The sequence below is a fragment of the Terriglobia bacterium genome (genome assembly GCA_032252755.1).
GTDB lineage: Bacteria > Acidobacteriota > Terriglobia > Terriglobales > Acidobacteriaceae > JAVUPY01.
Genome location: JAVUPY010000053.1, coordinates 19,410 through 40,103 on the forward strand (window position 1 = coordinate 19,410; position 20,694 = coordinate 40,103).

20 protein-coding genes are annotated in these 20,694 nt (G+C 58.5%); 3 read left to right on the forward strand and 17 right to left on the reverse strand.

Translation table 11 applies throughout. The features are described 5' to 3' along the window. Positions 1 to 109: 109 nt before the first annotated feature. The 15 genes from rdgB to rimO form a co-directional block, all read right to left on the reverse strand. Positions 110 to 724 carry an RdgB/HAM1 family non-canonical purine NTP pyrophosphatase gene (rdgB, locus tag ROO76_12665; GenBank protein MDT8069008.1) on the reverse strand — a complete coding sequence of 205 codons (615 nt, stop codon included), beginning with the start codon at positions 722 to 724 and terminating at the stop codon, positions 110 to 112. Between the two features lie 16 nt (positions 725 to 740). Beyond that, entirely contained in the window at positions 741 to 1,067 is a 327-nt protein-coding gene (locus ROO76_12670) for a hypothetical protein (protein ID MDT8069009.1), read from the reverse strand. Between the two features lie 17 nt (positions 1,068 to 1,084). Further along, positions 1,085 to 1,792, reverse strand: coding sequence for a riboflavin synthase (locus tag ROO76_12675; protein MDT8069010.1), 708 nt, complete (start codon positions 1,790 to 1,792; stop codon positions 1,085 to 1,087). Between the two features lie 70 nt (positions 1,793 to 1,862). Next, the gene (gene ribD, locus ROO76_12680) at positions 1,863 to 3,050 is read right to left on the reverse strand and encodes a bifunctional diaminohydroxyphosphoribosylaminopyrimidine deaminase/5-amino-6-(5-phosphoribosylamino)uracil reductase RibD (GenBank protein MDT8069011.1); all 1,188 of its coding nucleotides are present in this window, start codon (positions 3,048 to 3,050) and stop codon (positions 1,863 to 1,865) included. A gap of 82 nt (positions 3,051 to 3,132) precedes the next feature. Beyond that, complete coding sequence (gene ftsY, locus ROO76_12685) at positions 3,133 to 4,089, reverse strand: signal recognition particle-docking protein FtsY (GenBank protein ID MDT8069012.1); 957 nt, start codon at positions 4,087 to 4,089, stop codon at positions 3,133 to 3,135. Positions 4,090 to 4,264: 175 nt separating this feature from the next. Then, positions 4,265 to 6,058 carry an HD domain-containing protein gene (locus tag ROO76_12690; protein MDT8069013.1) on the reverse strand — a complete coding sequence of 598 codons (1,794 nt, stop codon included), beginning with the start codon at positions 6,056 to 6,058 and terminating at the stop codon, positions 4,265 to 4,267. A gap of 175 nt (positions 6,059 to 6,233) precedes the next feature. After that, positions 6,234 to 6,635, reverse strand: coding sequence for a hypothetical protein (locus tag ROO76_12695; GenBank protein MDT8069014.1), 402 nt, complete (start codon positions 6,633 to 6,635; stop codon positions 6,234 to 6,236). 123 nt (positions 6,636 to 6,758) lie between these two features. After that, entirely contained in the window at positions 6,759 to 7,793 is a 1,035-nt protein-coding gene (locus ROO76_12700) for an NAD(P)H-dependent glycerol-3-phosphate dehydrogenase (protein ID MDT8069015.1), read from the reverse strand. A gap of 138 nt (positions 7,794 to 7,931) precedes the next feature. Continuing rightward, on the reverse strand, positions 7,932 to 8,615 hold the full coding sequence (gene plsY, locus ROO76_12705) for a glycerol-3-phosphate 1-O-acyltransferase PlsY (protein MDT8069016.1): 684 nt from the start codon (positions 8,613 to 8,615) through the stop codon (positions 7,932 to 7,934). 92 nt (positions 8,616 to 8,707) lie between these two features. Continuing rightward, a complete protein-coding gene (thpR, locus tag ROO76_12710; protein MDT8069017.1) occupies positions 8,708 to 9,292 on the reverse strand; it encodes an RNA 2',3'-cyclic phosphodiesterase in 585 nt (194 codons plus the stop codon). Positions 9,293 to 9,386: 94 nt separating this feature from the next. Further along, on the reverse strand, positions 9,387 to 10,634 hold the full coding sequence (locus tag ROO76_12715; protein ID MDT8069018.1) for a competence/damage-inducible protein A: 1,248 nt from the start codon (positions 10,632 to 10,634) through the stop codon (positions 9,387 to 9,389). 156 nt (positions 10,635 to 10,790) lie between these two features. Next, entirely contained in the window at positions 10,791 to 11,840 is a 1,050-nt protein-coding gene (locus ROO76_12720; GenBank protein MDT8069019.1) for a gluconolaconase, read from the reverse strand. 22 nt (positions 11,841 to 11,862) lie between these two features. Next, the gene (locus tag ROO76_12725) at positions 11,863 to 12,381 is read right to left on the reverse strand and encodes a phosphatidylglycerophosphatase A (GenBank protein ID MDT8069020.1); all 519 of its coding nucleotides are present in this window, start codon (positions 12,379 to 12,381) and stop codon (positions 11,863 to 11,865) included. Next, complete coding sequence (yacG, locus tag ROO76_12730) at positions 12,362 to 12,619, reverse strand: DNA gyrase inhibitor YacG (protein ID MDT8069021.1); 258 nt, start codon at positions 12,617 to 12,619, stop codon at positions 12,362 to 12,364. Before yacG ends, ROO76_12725 begins: the two co-directional genes overlap by 20 nt. Before the next feature lie 87 nt (positions 12,620 to 12,706). Continuing rightward, on the reverse strand, positions 12,707 to 14,260 hold the full coding sequence (gene rimO / locus ROO76_12735; protein MDT8069022.1) for a 30S ribosomal protein S12 methylthiotransferase RimO: 1,554 nt from the start codon (positions 14,258 to 14,260) through the stop codon (positions 12,707 to 12,709). Between the two features lie 143 nt (positions 14,261 to 14,403). On the opposite strand from rimO, the gene ROO76_12740 reads away from it, so the two are divergent. Genes ROO76_12740 through rffA form a run of 3 tightly spaced genes read left to right on the forward strand, consistent with a single transcriptional unit; the run spans position 14,404 to position 16,912 of the window. Then, the gene (locus tag ROO76_12740; GenBank protein MDT8069023.1) at positions 14,404 to 14,760 is read left to right on the forward strand and encodes a hypothetical protein; all 357 of its coding nucleotides are present in this window, start codon (positions 14,404 to 14,406) and stop codon (positions 14,758 to 14,760) included. Position 14,761: 1 nt separating this feature from the next. Then, positions 14,762 to 15,754 carry a glycosyltransferase family 2 protein gene (locus ROO76_12745; GenBank protein ID MDT8069024.1) on the forward strand — a complete coding sequence of 331 codons (993 nt, stop codon included), beginning with the start codon at positions 14,762 to 14,764 and terminating at the stop codon, positions 15,752 to 15,754. 3 nt (positions 15,755 to 15,757) lie between these two features. Continuing rightward, complete coding sequence (rffA, locus tag ROO76_12750; protein MDT8069025.1) at positions 15,758 to 16,912, forward strand: dTDP-4-amino-4,6-dideoxygalactose transaminase; 1,155 nt, start codon at positions 15,758 to 15,760, stop codon at positions 16,910 to 16,912. 51 nt (positions 16,913 to 16,963) lie between these two features. Here rffA and ROO76_12755 read toward each other — a convergent pair whose 3' ends face one another. After that, on the reverse strand, positions 16,964 to 19,159 hold the full coding sequence (locus tag ROO76_12755; protein ID MDT8069026.1) for a pitrilysin family protein: 2,196 nt from the start codon (positions 19,157 to 19,159) through the stop codon (positions 16,964 to 16,966). After that, positions 19,159 to 20,679: a pitrilysin family protein gene (locus tag ROO76_12760; protein MDT8069027.1), complete on the reverse strand. Its 1,521-nt coding sequence runs from the start codon at positions 20,677 to 20,679 to the stop codon at positions 19,159 to 19,161. Before ROO76_12760 ends, ROO76_12755 begins: the two co-directional genes overlap by 1 nt. Between the last annotated feature and the right edge of the window lie 15 nt (positions 20,680 to 20,694).

Here is a 20,694-nt window from a genome sequence, read left to right on the forward strand (position 1 = left end):
AAGGGGAAAAAATCAACGCAGAGGACGCGGAGGGGCTAAGGGGAAAAACCAAAAAACCGAAGCTTGTTATTTCTTTGCGGCCTCTGCGTTAATCCGTTTTCCGCCGGGACTAGAACTCACCCTGGCGATCGCACCACTCGAGGAAGTGCTGAAACGCCTGCCCGCGATGGCTGACTTCTGCTTTTTCCGCGGGCGTGAGTTCCGCGAAGGTTTTGCCGAGAGCCGGAAAGTAGAACATGGGATCGTAGCCGAATCCACCGGAGCCGCGAAGTTCGCGCAGGATGCGGCCTTCGGCCTGGCCACGGAAGGTGGCGATGGTTTTGCCGTCGCGGGCAATGGCAATGACGCAAACGAAGCGGCCGGTGCGCTTGTCATCGGGAACATCTCTCATGCGCGCAAGGACGAGTGCATTGTTCGCGACATCGCCGGAGTTGCCGTGCTCGGTTGTGGCCGCGTACCGGGCGGATCGCACCCCAGGCGCGCCGCCGAGTGCGTCGATCTCGATGCCGGAGTCGTCGGCGAGGACAACTTCGCTGGGGGCATGCAGGCTGTAGTGCTCGGCCTTCTTGCGGGCGTTTTCTTCGAACGTCGCGCCGTCTTCGATGCACTCCGGCAGCGATTTGAAATTCGGCAGCAACTTGACTTCGACGCCATGGCGCGCAGCCACGGTGTCGAAGTCGCGAAGCTTACCAGGATTCGAAGAGGTGATCAGGACGTGCTTCATCAATTCGGCTCGGCGGCTACTTGTTTTCCTTGCGTATTTCCAGAAACTCTACCGGCACCCCATTTTCCACGATAAAGGCAACGCGAATGCCCTCGGAAGGACTGTTCGGAGAGATCAACACCTCTCGCCCTACAAGTTCCGCTTCCAGATCGTCCACCTCAAAGGCTACATGCGGAACGTTGCGCACGAGCTCGGGTACGGATGCTCGTGGACCGAATCGCATCCACTCGATTCCGAATTCGCTGGTCTCGTATCCTGAGACGTACATGTCATACGCCTCGAGATAGCGCTCGCCCGTTTTGGCCTGCTTCGTCGGCACGCCGATATGGTGATAGCGTCGCACCCGATCGTCTCTCCTGGCTAGAAGCCTTTCGCCGCCAGTGCCTCGACAGTCAATCCGCGCTCTTCGCGGCCGGCGCGGAACCACTTCTCCAAGTACTTGGCGACGATGTCGGCTTCGAGGTTCACGGGATCGCCGGGCTTGAGCGTCTTCAGGTTCGTCATCTCAACCGTGTGCGGAATGATTGCGACGGAAAGCTTCAAGCCTTCGAGTTTTGCGACCGTCAGGCTGATGCCTTCGATAGAGACCGAGCCCTTGTAGACGAAATATTTCTCGAGTTCCTGCGGGACCTCAATGTGCAGCCAGTAATCCTCGGTGCCGGGGATGTTGTCGAAGCCGAGCAATTTGCCGACACCGTCGACGTGACCCTGGACCATGTGTCCGCCCATGCGGCCGTCGGTGCGCAAAGGCAGTTCGAGGTTGACCAGCGCGCCCTCGGTGATACGCGAGAAAGACGTACGTACCCAAGTTTCGGGCGCGAGATCGGCGCAGAAGGTGGTTGAGGTGATGTCGAGAGCAGTCAGGCAGACGCCGCTGACGGCGACGCTGTTCCCGGTCTTCAATTCCTTGGTGACTCCGGAGGCTTCGACGGTGAGACGGCGGTTTTCTCCCCGCTGCTCGATTTTTGCGATATGACCTACTTCTTCTACGATTCCGGTAAACAAAGCGGTTCTCAGTTCTCCGTTCTCAGGTGAGAAGCGGTTAGGAATGATTGCAGTTGAAATCATAACGCTCGGCGACGAATCTTCCTATGACTAGACAATCTGAGGTTTCTTTGGAATACGGAGATCAGAGAACCTATTCTTCGTATGTATCCCGTAAATATCCCTCGACCGCGAAATCATCTCCATACCGATGCAGAGCGATGTTTTTCACTCGTATTGCTTCGCTCAGTTGAGCGTGGCCCGAGGAGAGGAAGGGGACGGAGCCTTCGCCGCCGAGCAACTTGGGCGCAAAGAAGAGCCAGAGCTTGTCGATAACACCAGCCTGCAGGCAGGCCCAGTTAACCATCGCGCCACCCTCGACCAGCACGCTCGTGATCTCCAAAGCGCCAAGGCGACGGAACACCTCTGGGAGATCGGGACGGCCATCGTGAGGAAGAGCATCTCTGCCGCCGACGACCTGCAGTGCCGGGAGTTGTACCTGCTCAACGATGATGCCGCGCTTCTCAAGTTCGGCGCGCTTCTTTTCCTCGCCGAAGGCACAGAACACGATCACGTCCTTGTCGCAGGTCTGGACCACGCGCGACTCAATGGGCAGGCGCAGGCGCGAATCGAGAATGACACGCAGGAGTTTGCGACGCCGCGGACGTCCGGAACGGTCCGTGAGCAGGGGATCATCGGCAACTACGGTCCCGACGCCCACCATGATGGCATCGCATTCGTGACGTAGTTCGTGAACTTTATGCCGCGATTCTTCGCCGGTGATGTAGATCGATGCGTGGCCGCTGCCGAGTGCGGTCGGGTTGTGCGAGACGCCACCGCCGCCGATTTTGCCGTCGAGCGTCATTGCCGTTTTCAAAATACCGAACGGAACGTGGGTGCGGATGTAGCGCGCGAAGGTTTCGTTAAGTTTGCGCGCTGGTTCTTCCAGAATGCCTTCCAGCACTTCGATGCCGGCAGCCTGCAGGCGAGCGAAGCCCTCGCCGCTGACCAGTGGATTGGGATCGCGCATTGAAGCAACGACGCGCTGAATGCCGGCTGCAATTACGGCGTCGGCACACGGACCGGTGCGGCCGACGTGCGAACAAGGCTCGAGGTTGATGTATAGGGTGTTTCCCCGCGCCTTCTCCCCGGCCTCTTCGATGGCCAGGATTTCCGCGTGCTTCTTACCTTCATAAGTATGCGTTCCACGACCGACGATGCGCCCACGCTCGTCGACGATGAGCGCCCCAACACACGGATTCGGCGACGCCAGACCGATCCCCTGACGCGCAAGGTCCAGCGCCTGCTTCATGAAGAGTTCGTCGTGGTTGCGGTGGGCCATAAAAGGTACGAGGGACTAGGCGCGAGGTGCGAGGTTCAAGAACGAGGACGCCTAATGCATCATACCTCGCACCTCGTACATACTAAGCGAACAGCGACTCCACAAAGTCGTGTGCGTTGAACGGCAGCAGGTCGCCCTGCTTTTCGCCGACGCCGACATAGCGCACGGGCAGTCCGAGCTCGCGCGAAATCGCTATGACTACGCCACCTTTCGCGGTGCCGTCCAGTTTTGTCAGCACGATCCCAGTTACGCCAGCCGATTGCGTGAACAAGCGAGCCTGCTGCAAGCCATTTTGGCCGGTGGTCGCGTCCATCACCAGCAAAGTTTCGTGCGGCGCACCGGGGATAATTCTGCCGGCGGTGCGGTGCATCTTTTCGAGTTCCTGCATGAGGCTCGATTTCGTGTGCAGGCGCCCGGCAGTATCGACGATGACATAGTCGGTGTTGCGCGCTTTCGCGGCCTGCAGAGAATCGAACAGAACTGCCGATGGATCTCCGCCCGGCTTGGTCTTGATCACTTCCGTTCCGGTGCGGTCGCCCCAGACTTCCAGTTGCTCGATGGCGGCGGCGCGGAACGTATCGGCCGCGCAAAGCAGCACAGTCTTTCCTTGTGCGCGAAGCGTGTGTGCGAGTTTCCCGATGCTGGTCGTCTTCCCGGTGCCGTTCACGCCGACAACGAGAATTACCTCGGGTTCGCCGTCAACGCTCTTTGCCGGCTTGTCTGTCGCCGCCGTGAGGATTGCCAGCAGCTCGTCTTTCAGAACGCGTTTCAGTTCATCGACGTCGCCGATTTGCTTGCGGTCGACCTTCTCGCGCATCTTGTCGAGGACTTCACGGGTGGTGGTGGTGCCGAGGTCGGCGGCGAGGAGTGTTGCTTCAAGGTCGTCGAGGGTGTTGCGATCGATTTCCTTGTTGAAGGCGACGACTTCTTCGATGCGCTCGGCGAGGCTCTCGCGCGTGCGCGTGACCGCCTCTTTCATGCGGTCAATAAATGATTTTTCCTCGGGCTGATCGAGGCTGCCAAAAAGGGTCTGGATCATTACGGGATCAATTATATCGGGAGGGAGAGAAGAGATCGTGCCATCGGGTCAACGAGCCCTCGTGCCCGGGGAAAGACGGGAACTGCTCGTGCAGTCTTTCGCGAGCGAACTCAGCTGGCAAACTGAGATGTTATTCATTGGCTCGACGGTACGATCGTCCGATGGCTCGATTAACTCAGTCGGCAGTTGCTGTCGCTGCGCCTTGTGCCTCGGCTGCTTGCTCCAGTTCGCTCGGACCCATCGTTGCAGCGCGGCGGATGCGGAGCTTACCGCTCTGGAAGGCGCGGGTGAGGGCGGCAACGACTTGCGGATCGAACTTGGTGGATGCCAGTGAGTTGATGATGCGGATGACGTATTCGGGTTCCATCGCCGCCTGGTAGGGGCGGTTGGTGGTCATGGCGTCAAAGGTGTCGGCCACGGTGATGATGCGCGGCATCAGCGGAATCTGGTCACCCTTGAGGCCGAACGGATAGCCGCGGCCGTCGAGTGATTCGTGGTGCAACTCGATGCCTGGCAACATCTCTCGCAGTTGCTCGACCGAGCGCAGGATGTTGGCGCCCTTCGTCGTATGAGTCTTCATCACTTCGAATTCTTCCGGGGTGAGCGCGCCGGGTTTCTTGAGAATGCGATCTTCAATGCCGATTTTCCCGACGTCGTGCAACTGTGCGGCAATGCGGATGCGATCGATCTCCTGCTCCTCGAGGCCGTATTCGGTGGCGATGAGAACCGAGTACTTCGTCACGCGGTCGGAGTGACCTCGGGTGTACGGGTCTTTTTCGTCGACTGCGCCAGCGAGCATCTGAATAGAGTTCAAGAACAGTGCCCGGTTTTCCTCGGCGGCGCGCTTCAGGTCCTTCACGAAACGCTCGAGGTCCTCGGTCATGTGATTGAACGTCATGGCGAGTTCGCCGATTTCAGTGCGGCTGGTGACGTGAACGCGCTGCGAGAAGTCGCCGCTTGCGATAGCTCGGCTGGAAACCGTCAGTTGCTCGAGCGGTTTGGCGATATTGCGTGCCGCGAATGAACTGATCCCGACGCTCAACAGAACTGCCATCAATGCAAGCAGTCGCGAGTAGCGCTGCATTTCATAAACGCTTGCGTAAGCCTGGCGCTGGTCCTTTTGCGCGATGACCGCCCACTCCAGCGACGGTACCGGGCTGTAGGTGCCAAGCATCTCCGTGCGGCGGTGGTCATGGTTATATGCGAATTCACTGGTTTCGACGAAACGTGCCCGTCCACCCTGCTCGACGAATTTGCGCACGATCTCAAATCGCGCCATGTCCTGGCCGATGGCGTAATTGCCGTCGCCACCGGAGACAAGTCGTCCCTGGCGATCGACCACGTACAGCATTAGTCCGCCCTGGCTGGCTTCCGTCAGGCGCTTGGCCAGGAACTGGAGGTCGAGCACGGTAGCCACCATGCCGATGAATCGGCCTCCGGCTTCGAGCGGTTGGCCGACAAGGAGCAGAGTCTTGGCGTCCTTGCCCCCGCCAATGCTGACCGCGTTGCCAGTGTATGGACGACCCTCACGAGCCGCGGCGAAAGCTTGCTCCAGTTCTTTTTGAAGGAAAGCGTCGGGCTGAATTTTACCGGCATCAATGCCCTTGGCATCCGAATTCAATAGCGTCGCGTAGGCAAGATCGCCATACGTCGAAACGAATTTCTCGAGCAGGGCGCGCATTTCCGGCGTGGCCACGTGCTCGCCGTTGAGGTCGCCACCGCTGGTGACGCTTACGGCCGAAGCCAGGTTCTCCAGCATCATGCGGAGCGTCGTTTGCCGGTGCGCCAGGTCGTCCGATAGCGACTTGGTAACCGTATTCTGCAGGAGCATTTCATTGGTCTTGAGACGCTCGCGATTCTTGTCCACCACCAGGTTGGCGTAGAAATACATGGGCACCACGCTGACCAGCAGCAGCACGCCAAGAATCAGGTACAGAATCGGTATCCGGGTTGGACGGAGCAGGGACATAGTTGTCGTACTAGGGTCCGGGTAAGCTGGATTGTAAGGTGGAGTGCGGAGTTGGCGAAGCTGAAATCGTGACTCGGGGAGTTACGTTCGTGCTACGGGCTAAAGGTACGTGTCCTTGTGGGATCGAGCGGCTTCTTCACCACAGAGATACGAAGGCGCGAAGAACAGAGCAAGACTACCTGGCGATCTTGAGGTCATCAAGCAGCGTAAAGGCCACTTCCTTCATGGTGGATGGGTCGACGGGTATGCGGTCGGTCCGAATTGTGAACTCATTGTGATCGACCGTGACGGCGACGAGTTCGGCCGCGTACCTGTATCCATTGTCCGTGTCTGCGGCCGTGATTCGTACCCTGACCTTGTTGCCAGCGTTGATGGCCGTGGTGAACCCGAGCAGTACCGGAATCTCCACCTTGCCGTCATATTCAAACGGGGTCGGCGGGGTGTCCGGGAACGATTTCGCGATGTCCGTTTGAATGCGGGTCCCTTTGGGAACCACGAGTTCGTTGGTATCCGATTGGGCGGTGAGCGATGAATAAAATAAAAGAACAAAAACCAGCGTGATTCCGAGTTTCTGCATCTGCAACCTCGTCAAAGATGGACGTGGACAGAGGTATCGGACCACTCGCGCCGTAAGAATTCAAACAAAAGATATGACGCGGCGCGTCGTTTTGGGTTGGCGAGGCACCGGCGCTCCACAGTATTACGCACCGCGAATCAGGCGGACTTCGCTGGTCGAAGGTCTCGTCATAAGGTCGCGGATTGCGTCCTTCGGAGCTTTGCCTTCCTGGAGGATCGCGTGCATTTGCTCGGTAATGGGCATTTCGACGCCCATCTTCTTTGCGAGGCCGACGGCGGCGTTAGTGGTGAGGACGCCTTCGGCGACCATGCCGTGCATTCCGGCGATGATGTCGTCGAGTTTGCGGCCTTTGCCGAGTTCGACGCCGACGCTGCGGTTGCGCGACAGGCCGCCTGTGCAGGTGAGGACGAGGTCTCCAAGACCGGCCAGGCCAGCCATGGTTTCAGCCCGACCGCCGCATGCGACCGTGAGGCGCGTGATTTCGGCGAGACCACGCGTGATGAGTGCCGCTGCGGTGTTGTAGCCGAGGTCGAGGCCATCGACGACTCCCGCGGCAATGGCAATGATGTTCTTTAGCGCGCCGCCGAGCTCGACGCCAACCGGGTCGTCGTTGCTGTATACGCGGAAGACCGGGCCGCTGAATTCACGCTGAACCGCCTGAACGAGATCGGTATCGTTCGAAGCGACCGTGATGGCGGTGGGATGCGACTGCGCGACTTCTTTTGCGAACGAGGGTCCACTGAGAGCGCCGAGGTGCGGCGAGAACCCGTTGCCGCCTTCGGCGAGTACCTGGCGAATGACCTCGGTCATTCGGAGAAATGTGTCGTTCTCGATCCCCTTGGTGGCGGAGACGAAGATCATGTCTCGCGTGAGGTGCGGCTTCATCTGCTGCCACACGCGACGCGCGTGGTGCGAGGGCATGACGCTGACCACGATTTCCGCGGCAGAAAGGGCTTCGGGCAGGGAACTCGTGGCGCGGACGGAGTCGGGAATGGGTTCGCCGGCGAGGAAGAGGTCGTTTGTGTGGCGCACGTTCACGCTCTCCACAACTTCTTTCTCATATGCCCAGAGCTGAACCCTGTGCGGTTCCCTGCGACCTAACGTGATCGCAATCGCTGTTCCCCAAGCACCCGCGCCGATGACCGCAATGTTGCTCACGCTACCTCCCAGACGTTCTTTTCACCACGAAGCCACGAAAACACGAAGGAAATCATTCACACTACAACAGCAAAAACGCTTCCGCATCATGAGGGTTGTTGCTTTTATCATGATATTCTTCGTGTCTTCGTGGTTTCTTCACGCCTTTTTGGCTCCGAACTTGTTTTCGTTACCCGCGATCAAGCGTCGAATGTTTTCCCGGTGCTTCCAGATGATGAGCAGCGACACTCCCGAAATCATTGCCAGGATCAGCGGCGTGCCGTGCTGCGGATGCATGTAATAGAACGTGATCGGGAACAGCGCCGCAGCAACGATCGAGCCCAGGGAAACGTAACGCGTGATCGCAACGACGATCAGGAAAAAGGCCAGAACGATCAGAACGGCCTTGGGCGCGAGTGCGAGAAACACTCCCAACCCCGTCGCAACACCCTTGCCGCCCTTGAACTTCAGCCAAACCGGATACATGTGGCCGACAATCGCGAAGAGAGCTGCAATGGCCCCAAGTTTAAAACTGAGGTGCTGATACAGGCTTGGATCGAAGTGATGATAAGCTTCGCCCGCTGGGGGCGTATAAAACAACGCTCCGGCACTAAGAGACGCAAACAAATAAGCGATCACTACGGCTAGAGCGCCCTTTACTGCGTCCAGAAAGAGCGTTGCGACTGCCAGCCCCTTCTTTCCCGTCCGTGCGACATTGGTTGCCCCGATGTTGCCGCTGCCCTGGGCGCGGACGTCTGCGCCGGTGAAGACGCGAACGAGGATGTAGCCGAAGGGGATGGAGCCGAGAAGGTAGGCGACGATGGCGACGTAGGTCGAGATCATTTCAATGACGAATGACGAATGACGAATGCCGGAATGACGAATGAAGAGCCTCTGTGTGCTCTGTGCCTCTGTGGTGAATCAATCGTCATTGATCATTCCGAAGCGCCGAGCGGGAAACTTGCGAGCTTCGTGTACTGCGAGCCGCGCGGCGACAGTTTGCTTTCGTACAGATAGAATTCGTGTGCCGTCATTGTACCGAACTCGGGTTCGGGAAGCTTGGAAAGCTTGTATTGCAGCGCGGAGAATTTTGCGTTCAGAGTGTCGCCGCGCATCCTGCCGGGCCGGCCCGAGCCACTTCGCGCAAGCGTCAGGTGCGCACGGTAAGGCCCCTTCTCTCGCTCGAACCCAAGCGCCGCCATCGCCTTGTCCATCGCCGAGACCAGTTCCTGAAGTTCCGGTCCGGCTTCGATCCCAGTCCAGAAGACCTGCGGATTCTTCAGTCCCGGGAAAAATCCGTACCCACGAAAATTCAAGGCGATCGCTTGCCCGCGAACCTGGTTCAGCGCGGCCTTGATGGCCTCGACCTTCTCCGTCTCGCCCAAAAACTTCAGCGTGACATGAAACGACTCCGGCCCGACGAAGCGCACGTCCGGGGCGAACCCGCGTACCCCGTCGACGAACGTACCGATGCGCTGGCGGATGGCCGGTTCGATGTCGAGAGCGATGAAGAGGCGCATAAAACGGCTCCGGGTACCATGTTCCGGGTGCCAGGTAAACCGTTTGAGCAGGAGGTCTTCCCCGGTGCCCGGAACCTGGCACCTGGCACCGCTGTTAAACCAGCTTCTTCCTAACCATATCCAGCGCCTGCTGGCTGGCCCAGTGGCGGATGCGGTCTCGGTCGCCGAGATACTTGCGTTCGACGACTTCGGTTTTGGTTACGCCATCGGCAAGTGCAATGTATACGAGGCCGACAGGCTTCAGTTCCGTTCCACCAGTCGGACCCGCGACACCGGTGATGCCGATTCCCAATGTCGCTTTACATTTTTTGCGAATGCCTTCGGCCATCGCGGCGGCGACTTCTTTGCTCACGGCGCCGTGCTCCGCGATCATCAGCGGCGGAACATCGCAGAACAGTTTCTTGAGTTCGTTGCTATAGACTACCGCGCCTCCGACGAAGTAACGCGAGCTTCCGCTCACCCGCGTCAACCGTTCGGCGAGCAGGCCACCAGTACACGACTCCGCCGTCGCCAACGTCGAGCCGCGCATTTGCAGGTAATAGCCGACGATTTGCTCCAGCGAATCGCCGGCACTCGAAAAAACGGCATCGTCCAGCGCATCTTCCAGCGCATTGGCGAGGGAATCGACCTTATCCTGGGCTTCCGCCATCGTCTTGCCGGAAGCCTTGAGATGGAACTGCACCTCGCCGGCCCCGGCGAGAATCGTGGTCTGGACATCCTTATGCTTTTTGTAAACGGGAGCAGCCTTCAGGTCGGCGGCCGATTCGCCCATCATCGCGACTTTGATTTCGCGCGCGGCGATAAAGGCTTCGGGCAGAACGGCACGCAATCGCGGCTCGAACTCTTCGCGAAATAATGGCTCCAACTCCCAAGGCGGTCCGGGCAGGAGAATGATGATGCGCTGCTGGCCGAGGTGCGTGCCTTCCAGCCACTGTGCCGGCGCCGAGCCGCGCGGGTTGCGGATGATCTCCGCGCCACCGAGCACGTCGGCCTGCTTCAGGTTGTTCTCCGGCATCTTGATGCGCCGCTGCGCGAATCGCGCGTAGAGTTCGGCGACGAGGTCGCCTTCGCGTTTCAATTCAATTCCCAGCGCCTCGGCGACCGACTCGCGCGTCACATCGTCCTCCGTCGGGCCAAGGCCGCCGCTGAAGACGAGGACGTCGGCACGGCCCAGCGCCGTACGCGCCACATTGACCAGTTGCTCGCGATTGTCGCCAACAATGGTTTTGAAGGCGACCTCGACCCCGAGACTGTTCAAGCGCGACGTGAGGAACAGGGAATTGGTGTCCTGCCGGAACGGCGTGAGCATCTCCGACCCGACAGCGATGATTTCGGCGATCACGTTAGTAGTCTAAATGTGAAAGCTTATCGGGAGCTAGCTTGAGGAAATCTCTAAGCGGGAAGGTCTGTGCTCCGCATCTGCCGTAGTTAGCAGATGTGGGCACCACCAACCCGTTCTTTCGCTCTTCCTCGGCCCTGTTTCACTGACGGCTGAGTGCTAGCTTGTTATCAACGGCCTACCCGCTATTCCCCACGCGAGTTGATAAAGCCCACTGGTTGTGGCAAGCACAGCCGATTGGTTCGGCGCGAACGCGAGGCCGACCAGGTTTTGTCCGGCGACGGTCAGCGAGGCCTGCTTGTCCGGAGTGACCTTCACAATGCCGCGCTTGCCCTTCAGCGACGCGGCCACATAGAGATTGCCGTCTGTGTCGAACGCCAGCCCTTGGGGACGTCCGAGGCCGCGATAGAACGTGTGCACGGTTCCGTGCGAATCGATCTCGTAGATCGCATCGAAGCTCGAGGTCGTTGGGCCCGTGACGAAGAGATTGCCGTTAGGGCCGAACGCCAAATGGTAAGCGGAGACGCTCGGCTCCAGCGTTGCATAGACGTAAATCTGCCGGTCTCGCGAGATCTTGAAAATGGTCCCACTACGATCGCCGACGTAAAGATTCATGTCGTAGTCGAAGGTGATCCCAGTGGCGACGCCCATGCCTTCAGCATAAGTCGAGATCGCACCGTTCTGAGCGACGCGGTAGACGGTCCCGTCATTTCGCGAAGAGACGTAGAGATAGCCGTCGGCATCGAGCGCCAATCCCGTCGCATTCATCATCTCAACAACGTAAGGGCGGATATTCAGGTTCGTGTCGATCTTGTATATGGCGACGGGTACCTTCTGCCCACGCGTACCGGAGAACGTCACAAAAATGTTGCCATCATGGTCGACCGCTGGATTTGCGACGGGGTGCAGGTTTTCGGCAATCGGCGCGGCGACGCGGAAATCGACAGGATTGCTACGCGAGCCGTTGGTTGAGACGGTCAGCGGGCCAGAGGCGGCTTCGTCGGGTACGCGGGTGACGAGGAATTGATCGGCACTGATGACGACTGGCGCTTCGAGTTCGCCGAATCGGACACTCGGCTGTTTCTGCTCGGGCAGGCGAAGGTGCGAACCCGTGATCCGGATCTCACCGCCCGGGAGCGCGAAGCGCGGTTCGACTCCGTCAATATGCGGCCCGCCGTTCCGAGTACTTTTTAGATCCAGTGCCATCATCTGTTCTGCGGTGAAGTCTTCTTCACCCTAAGATGCCAAACCTGAGCAATAGCTGCATGACAATCAGTCCGTAAACTCCGGCGGCAACATCGTCCACGACAATCCCGGTTCCTTCCGGCAACTTCTCCAGGTTCCGCACCGGGAACGGTTTCCACATATCGAAGACTCGAAAAAGTATAAGTCCGGCGAGCATCGGTTTCCAATGGAGTGGAGCCGCCACTAACGTGATCAACTGGCCGGCCACCTCGTCGATGACTACATGTTGTGGGTCCTTTTTACCCGACGCGCGGGCGATGCGTGTGGCCGCCGGAATGCCGATCGCGATGGCAAGGCTCGCCAGCAGAATGTTCAGGGGGAGGCGCAGTGATTGCGGGAGGTACTGCGAGGATCCTGCCCACAGGAGTACGGTTGCAGTTGATCCCCAGGTGCCCGGCCCGGGACGAAGCGTTCCGACGCCGAAGAAGGTGCCGACAAGCCACGCCCACAATGGTCCGCGCGTCCGCTTGGCTGGTACTTCCGCTTCAGTTGGGCTTGCGTTCATGGTTCTCGCTTGCAGGTCCGGAGCGCCGACCGGCCGATGGCGGACGCTCGGTGTAACCAGCCTCGCCGCCGGATTCCGGATCGTTCAGCGGCGTCGAAATCACGTATCCGCCGCTCGCCCACTTGCCGAGATCGACCGTCCGGCAGCGTTCGCTGCAGAACGGGAACTCTGGCTCGTCCCGCAGGACAACCTTGCGGCAGGTGGGGCAACGAAGGCTACGGACTTTTTTCTTGGGCATAGAAAAGAAAAGCAGGTACAAGATGCAAGGTTCAAGGTGCCAGAAAAATCGCCAACATCTTGAACCTTTTACCTTGTGCCTTGCCCCTCAAATCAGTTTGGCCACCAGATCATACTCGTGCGCTTCGGTGATCTCGCAGCGGTAAAACTCTCCTTCGCGAACGTTTTCGTATTCGCCGAAGTCGTTGATGAAAACTTTGCCGTCGATCTCAGGAGCGTGCATGGCGGTTCGGCCTTCCCACAGCAACTCGGTCTCCGGCGACGGACCTTCCAATACGATGTCGAATTGTTTGCCGACGAGTGTCTTCCGGCGTTTCCTGCTGATCTGCTTCTGAATTTGCATCAGCTTGCGGCGGCGCCGCTCGATCTCACGCGACGGAACTTTGTCTTCGAGATGGAACGCCTTCGCACCCTCCTCGTCCGAGTAGCTGAACACGCCGAGCCAGTCGAATTGCGCGGCCCGGACAAAATCGCAGAGCTGCTCGAAATCTTCCGCAGTCTCGCCGGGGAACCCGACGATGAACGATGTGCGCAGCGTGAGGTTCGGTACAGCCTTGCGCATTTTGTCGATCGACTTCAGGAAAATCTCCGCCGAAGCGCCGCGCTTCATCTTCTTCAGGACCTTGGCCGAAGCGTGCTGCAGCGGGACGTCCATATAGGAGCAGACCTTCTCATTCGTCGCGATAACATCCAGCAGTTTGCCGCTGATCTTGTTCGGGTAGGCATAAAGGAATCGTACCCAACGCAACTTCTCGATTTGCGCCAAACGCTTCAGCAAAAGGGCGAGGCCGTCCTTCAAGCCGAGATCTTCGCCGTAGCAGGTGGTGTCCTGGCCGATAAGCACGATCTCTTTCACGCCGCGCTTGGCCAGCATCTCCGCTTCGGCGATGACCGACTCGAACCGGCGCGAGCGAAACTTGCCGCGCAACTGCGGAATGATGCAGAACGTGCAGGGATGATCGCAGCCTTCGGCGATTTTGATGTAGGCCATGTGACCGGGCGTGGCGAGCACGCGCGGCGTGGTCTCGTCGTACAGATAATTAGGGAGATCGTGGACGGCGCCGTCCCACTCGTCGCGGGAGAAGCGTCCGGCCCCTTCGCGGGCATCTCCTTCGGGCCGAGCAGGAGGGTGACCGGACTTCTGTTCGGAGTAGATGCCGGATTTCAGCGACTGTGATGCGGTACTGGAATTCAGGATACGAAAGGGAGAGTCGCATGTTTGCGAGGGTGTAGCTTGTACTCCGGCTGCGGCGAGAATCTTATCCAACTCGCCGGTGCCAACGACGGCGTCTACTTCGGGGATGTTCTTCTGGATCTCGTTTCGATATCGCTCGACGAGGCACCCGGCGACGATGAGCTTCTTTGCTCGCCCAGCGGTCTTGTGGCCGGCCATCTCCAAGATCGTATCGACGGACTCCTGCTTGGCGGTGTCGATGAACGAACAGGTGTTGACCACGATGATGTCGGCGTCTTCGGCGCGCGAGGTGATCGTCGCTCCTGCCTTAGACAGGATGCCCATCATGACCTCACTATCGACGAGGTTCTTGGGGCAGCCGAGCGAGACAAAGCCTACCTTGGGAGTCGACTGGTCGGACTCCGAGGCATGGATGGGCTTGTCTGGAGTGAAAGTTTCGCTGGACATCGGGAATTTCTATTTTAGCAGGCCACCAGGCACCCGCGGCGAAAGAGACGCTTTCCCGTTTCGGGAACTTCGCCGTGATTTGTTAAGTCCGGCGGGGTTAGCTCGCGACGCCCATGGTAGGTTATGGCTGAGTGCTGCGTTTGATGAGCCATTGGTCGGCAGTGTCGTCTCTTGCGGTTTCAGCAGCCCTGATGGGCGTTTCCAATCTCTGCCTTAAGGCGGCGATTGGACGTGTACCGGCGTCCGGAATTCTCAGCTTCGGATTGCTTCGCCAGCCGACGTTCTGGTCCGGATTTCTGCTGTTCGCCCTCTCCTCCCTCATTTACATACGGGTTCTCACGTCAATCTCGCTCTCGACGGCGTATCCGTTTTTCGTAAGCGTCGCCTTTGCCGTGGTCGCCTTGGGCGGCATGATGCTGCTTGGAGAGCGGCTTACGTTTCCGAAGGTGTTCGGCTCAGCACTTCTGATTGCGGGCATCGCGTTGATCGCGTGGGGATGAAATGACCTCCATTGCGAAGATTGTCCCCGAAGCAACCATCTATCCGTATGCGCCATTGAGTGCCCTTCCGCGCGGTGTCTCGATTGTTATTCCCGTCCACAACGGCGCGGCGACACTCGCGCAATTGGCGGCACGAATTCAAGCCGTCATGAGCGCAAGGAACGTGCCGTTCGAAATCATGTTCGTCAATGACGGCAGTTCCGACGACAGTTGGCTCGCCCTGCGACGCCTCGTCGAACGATACCCATTTGTGCGTGCGATTGACCTGATGCGGAACTATGGCCAGCATAATGCGATTCTCTGCGGTCTACGCCTTGCGCGCTACGACGTTTCGGTCACGATGGACGATGATCTGCAAAATCCGCCCGAGGAGATCCCTAAACTGCTCGCCGCGCTCGGGGCAGAATTCGATGTCGTGTACGGCGTGCCCGAGGTGCAGCAACACGGCTTTGGGCGCGACTTTGCGTCGGAGATCACCAAGATCACGTTGAGCGGGCCGATGGGTGCGTCAGCGGCCAGGAATGCCAGTGCGTTTCGCGCACTCCGAACGCGCTTGCGAGATGGATTCGCCGGATACCAGGGACCTTGGGTATTTCTCGACGCGCTCCTCACATGGTCCACGAATCGCTTTAGCAGCGTGCGCGTACGCCACGAGGCGCGCAACACAGGGCGCTCCGGATACAACTTCCGCAAGCTCCTGAAGCACGGGATGAATATGATGACCGGTTTCAGCGCGTTGCCGCTGCAGATCGCGAGCCTCGTCGGCTTCGCGTTTACCGTTTTCGGTTTCGCGACGCTGGTCTACGTGGTTGCGCGATACTTTCTGAACGGTCAGAACGTTCCCGGCTTCGCATTCCTGGCCTCGATGATTGCCATCTTCTCCGGAGCGCAGATGTTCGCGATAGGTATCATTGGCGAGTACCTGTCGCGAATACATTTCCGCACGATGGGACAACCGGCTGCGACGATTCGCGAGATCCTGGCGCAGGAATAAGCGATGTCACCGGCGACCACCACGATCACGAGCATCCCGTTCAACCGCTGTCTCCCGGTTGGCCGCGAGCGTGAATACGTTGCCGAAGCGCTGGAATCCGGCATTCTCGCGGGCGATGGCCGCTTTACCCGCGCTTGTCACAATTGGCTGAGGCGACACCTCGGAGTGCATGGCGCGCTACTTACAACATCTGGTACTCATGCACTGGAGATGACGGCTCTCCTGCTCAACCTGGAACCGGGTGACGAGGTAATTGTTCCCTCCTTCACATTCGTCTCGTCGATTAATGCCTACGTGCTATGCGGTGCCAAGCCTGTCTTCGCCGACATTCGCCCGGACACGTTGAACCTCGATGAGCGGCGACTTTCATCTTTGATAACTCCGCGGACCAAGGCCATCGTGGTTGTTCACTACGCCGGTGTTGGTTGCGAGATGGACTCGATCCTTTCCATCGCAAATAGCGCTGGAATTTCAGTTATCGAAGACAATGCGCACGGCCTGTTCGGGCGATACAAGGGAAAATACCTCGGGACCTTCGGCTTTATGGCCGCGCAGAGTTTTCACGAGACGAAGAATATTGCTTGCGGCGAAGGCGGAGCGTTGTTGCTCAACGACCCGGCGCTTGTCGATCGCGCCGAGATCCTGCGAGAGAAGGGGACGGATCGCAGCAAGTTCTTTCGTGGGCAGGTTGATAAATACAACTGGGTCGACCTCGGATCGAGCTACTTGCCATCGGAACTGAACGCTGCGTTCCTTCTAGGACAATTCGAAATGCGGGACGTGATCCAGTCGCAGCGCAGGAACATCTGGGAGACCTATTACGCGGAACTGGCCGCGTGGGCGGCTTCGAATGGGGTTCGGCTCCCGTTTATTCCGGACCATTGCGAACAGCCCTATCATATGTTCTACCTTCTGATGCCGACGCTGGAACGCCGCCAGGCATTCATCGCGCACATGAAGGCGCGTGGTATCACCACACCTTTCCACTACGTTCCTCTTCATTCATCTCCGATGGGTCGTCGGCTGGGCGGCAGAACCGAAGACTGCCCGGTGACAGAACGCATCAGCGACCAACTTGTACGAATGCCCTTGTTCAACACGATGTCGGGTGAAGAGCTGGAGACTGTAATTGAGGCAGTGCGTGAGTTTCGGTATTGAGCAGGTGCCCCGAAGGCTCCGGCAACTGGGAGAATTCGGGGCACCGAGATTCTATTCCGTCGGCTTCTCGAACTTCTTCGGATCCACCGGCGGATTCACCGTCCAGGACTTAATCGCGTCTTTAGCCACCACTTTCCCGTCATCGCTGACCGTTCGCTGGTTATAGAAGTTCACGCCATCGACCTGCTTCCAGTTAGAGAATTGAATCACGCGTTCTGTTGGGCCCTGGCGTCCGCTAACTTCGCTGATGGCTTCCAGCAACTCTCCGGTGTTGGGGTTCACCAGCCAGCGGAAGGTTGAACCGTCGCCGGAGATGTTCAAAACCGCGGCCTCAGTGTTGCCAACTTTTTCCGTTCCGCCTGCGGCGAAGACATAGGCTGGATCGTCGGCGTGCTGGGCCACGTTGTAGATCTGCTGTTTCGCTGTTTGCAGAGCGTCGGCCCGCATGGAAGAAGGCATGTCCCGCACCTGTCCACCGCCGGCCTGAAATGCTGCAGTAGGCGTCACTACGATCTTCATTTCATTACCCATCGCGCTCATGCTGGTAGCGAGTTTGTCAGGGAACTCAATCGTGGTCTCCGTGTCGATCGGTATTTCTCCCTGCGGTGACACTCGCGTTGAGGTCGCCTGGTATTGCAGCGCTTTCAAGGACTTCAACTTCTCCTCTCCGCCGAGGAACTGAACCACTTTTCCCATGAGCGCCTTGCCCTCAGGATTGGAAGCAGTCGGTTTCGCAACTGCTTTGGCGGAACCAGGCGGTGGGGGAATCGTAATGTCTATGTTCTTTACCGGGCCGAGCGTCGTGAGTGCGGGGCTGAATTGTTCCGAGTTGCCGACCACGAGCACCGAGAGTTGATCCTTATGTACGTACTTGTCGATGACCCGCTTCACGTCGGACGTCGTGACCTTCTCGATGGCCGAGCGATAGCGCTCGAGCCAATCGGCCGGATAGCCGTAGTACTCGTATGCCATGCGTTCGCGGAGAACTTTCCCCGGTGTATCGAAGCGGAAGATGAACGAGTTGAGGATGCTGTCTTTCGCGAGTTTCAACTCGTCCTCGGTTGGTGGCGAGGTATGGAGCAGGTCCAACTGCCGCCAGAGCCCCTTGATGCCCTCCACCGTTGTCGCACTCTTTGTGCCCATCTCGACGTCCGTCATGCCGGGGTGATCCCACGCGGAACCGATGCCTCCTCCCACTGCATAAGCAAGGCCCTCCTTCGTCCGGAGATTTTGGAAAAGTCGCGAGGAAAATCCGCCGCCGAAAACTTCGTTCATCACTTGGAGTGCAAAGTAATCAGGGTTCTTTCGTTCGATGCCAAGACCGAGCAACTGGATCAAGCTCTGGTTAACATCTGTCTTATTTACGAGATAGATGCCTGGCGGCGCAGTGTTGAAGGTGATCTTCGGTGTCTCGCTCTCCGGTCCCTTCGGCCATGATTCGAATGTCTGGCGGAGTTTAGCCTCCATCTCCTTCGGATCGAAGTCCCCGGTGATCCCGAAAATCATGTCGTTAGCGTTGTTGTGCTGTTTGTGCCAGCTCAGGAGATCCTGCTGCGTGACAGCCGCAACCGTCGCATATTCGGCCACGCGGGCGTAAGGATTCTGCGGCCCGTAAACAAGCTTGGCACCCTCGCGCCCCCCAATAGAGTCGGTATCGTCGTTGCGCCGCGAGATGTCGGTGTCCATCTGCCTCTTCGCGAGATCGATCTTGTCGGCGCGGAAGGCAGGGTGTTGTAGCAGTTCAAGGAAGATGTGAAAGACGGGATCGAAATCGCCTTTCAGGCAGCTCAACGAAATGAAAGTGCTGTCGTCGTTCGATCCGGTTTCGACCTTTGCGGCTCTCGCCTCCAGGAAATCGTCCAATTGGTCACCAGTGCGCTGCTCGGTTCCACCGGTGCGCCACACAGAGCCGTAGATATCCAGCATGCCGGTCTTATCGGCGGGTTCGGAGCGAGAGCCCCCACGGATGCGCATGACTGCGCCGATCAGGGGCAATTCGTGATTGGGCTCGAGGAAGATGACCATGCCGTTTTCCAACTGCACACGGATGGGTTCCTGCGGGCTGAACTTCGGCAGCGGCGGAATCGGAACTTGCTTCCATGAAGACGGAATCGGGCCGGTTGTTTTTGGCGCGGCAGTGGTTTTGGCAGGAGCTTGCTTTGGCTTCTGCGCCTGCGCGATGCTCTGAACCGCGCTTGCGGCCAGGAGACTGCTCAACACGAATGCGATGAATCGTCGGCTAAGCATTACTGGCCCTCCTTCTGATTCTTCAGCGGCGCCGTTTCGAGAATTCCGACGGTGCGGTTGTTGTCGGTGAAGGTCTTGTTCGCAACGCGCTTGATGTCTTCCTTTGTGACCTTTTCTATTCGGTCCACCTCGCGGAAGAGTTCGCGCCAGTCGCCATAGCGCGCCTGCTCGATGCTGAGCATGGAAGCTAACCCAGAGTTGCTGTCGAGGCTCCGGATCAGCGCGGCCTTCGCACGAGTCTTCATCATTGCCAGTTCTTCATCTGTTACGTAGGTCGTCTTCAGTTTGTCGATCTCTTCGTGAATCGCCGTGCGCATCTCGTCCGGCGTATGACCCGGCATCGGCACAGCATAGAAGGCAAACAGGTGAGGATACTTCGTTCCCGGGAAGCCGCTGAATCCGGCGGCTTCTGCCGCAATCTTTTTGTCGCGCACCAGAGAGCGATAGAGCCGCGAAGTGCGTCCGTTCGAAAGAATGTCGGAGATCGCGTCGTAAACCGCGTCGTCGGGGTCCAGGTAGCTCGGTCGATGGTAGCCCTCTAGGTAGAAGGGCTGCGAGGGGTCGTGCAGCAGGATCTGGCGTTCGGAGTTCTGCGGCGCATCCTTGGTCGCGTATTCTTCCGGTTTTGGCCCTGAGGGAATCCGTCCGAAATATTTGTCGATGATTGGGAGCGCTGTCTTCGGATCGATATCGCCAACCACCGCCAGCACCATGTTGCTGGGCACGTAATAACGGTGATAGAAGTTCTGGGCATCTGTTGCAGAAAAGTTGTCGAGATCGGACTGGTATCCAATAGTGGGCCGGTGATACGGGCTCCCGGTGAACGCCGTTCCCTGGAATTGCTCTACTAGGCGTCCGATCGGTGAACTGTCGGTTCTCATCCTGCGTTCTTCAATGACGACGTCGCGTTCCTTGTAGAACTCGCGCATCACCGGATGCATCAGGCGGTCGGACTCGAGATAGGCCCAGAGTTGAAGGCGATTGATGGGCATCGAGTAGAAATACTGGGTCTCGTCTTCCGCGGTTTCGGCATTCATCCCCGCGCCGCCCTCGCGCTCTACGATCTGCCCGAACTGGTTGGGAATAACGTACTGGTTAGCGTCCGCTACCGCCTTCTTCCAGCTCTCTTCCAATTGCATCATGAGCTTGTCATTGCGATTGACCCGCTTCAGCTTCTCGCGCTCATATGCGGCATAGGCCACCTCGACCTTTGCGAGCGCGACCTTCTCCTTTGGCCAGTCCTTGGTGCCTATATTCGGCGTTCCCTTGAACGCCATATGCTCCATCATGTGCGCGATTCCGGTTTCGCCCTTCGGGTCCTGGGCAGAGCCCGCGTCCACGAACAGGTTGAACGCGAACACCGGCGCCTCAGGCCGTCGACAGAGGACGACCGTCAATCCGTTTGGGAGCTTCTGAACAGTGACGCGCTTTTCAAATGATGCGAGGTCTTGCGCGAAGAGAGAGGAAGCGGCGATACACAGAAGCAGAAGTACAGGAAAAGCGGATTTGCGGAGCTTCATTCAGTCCCCCCGAGG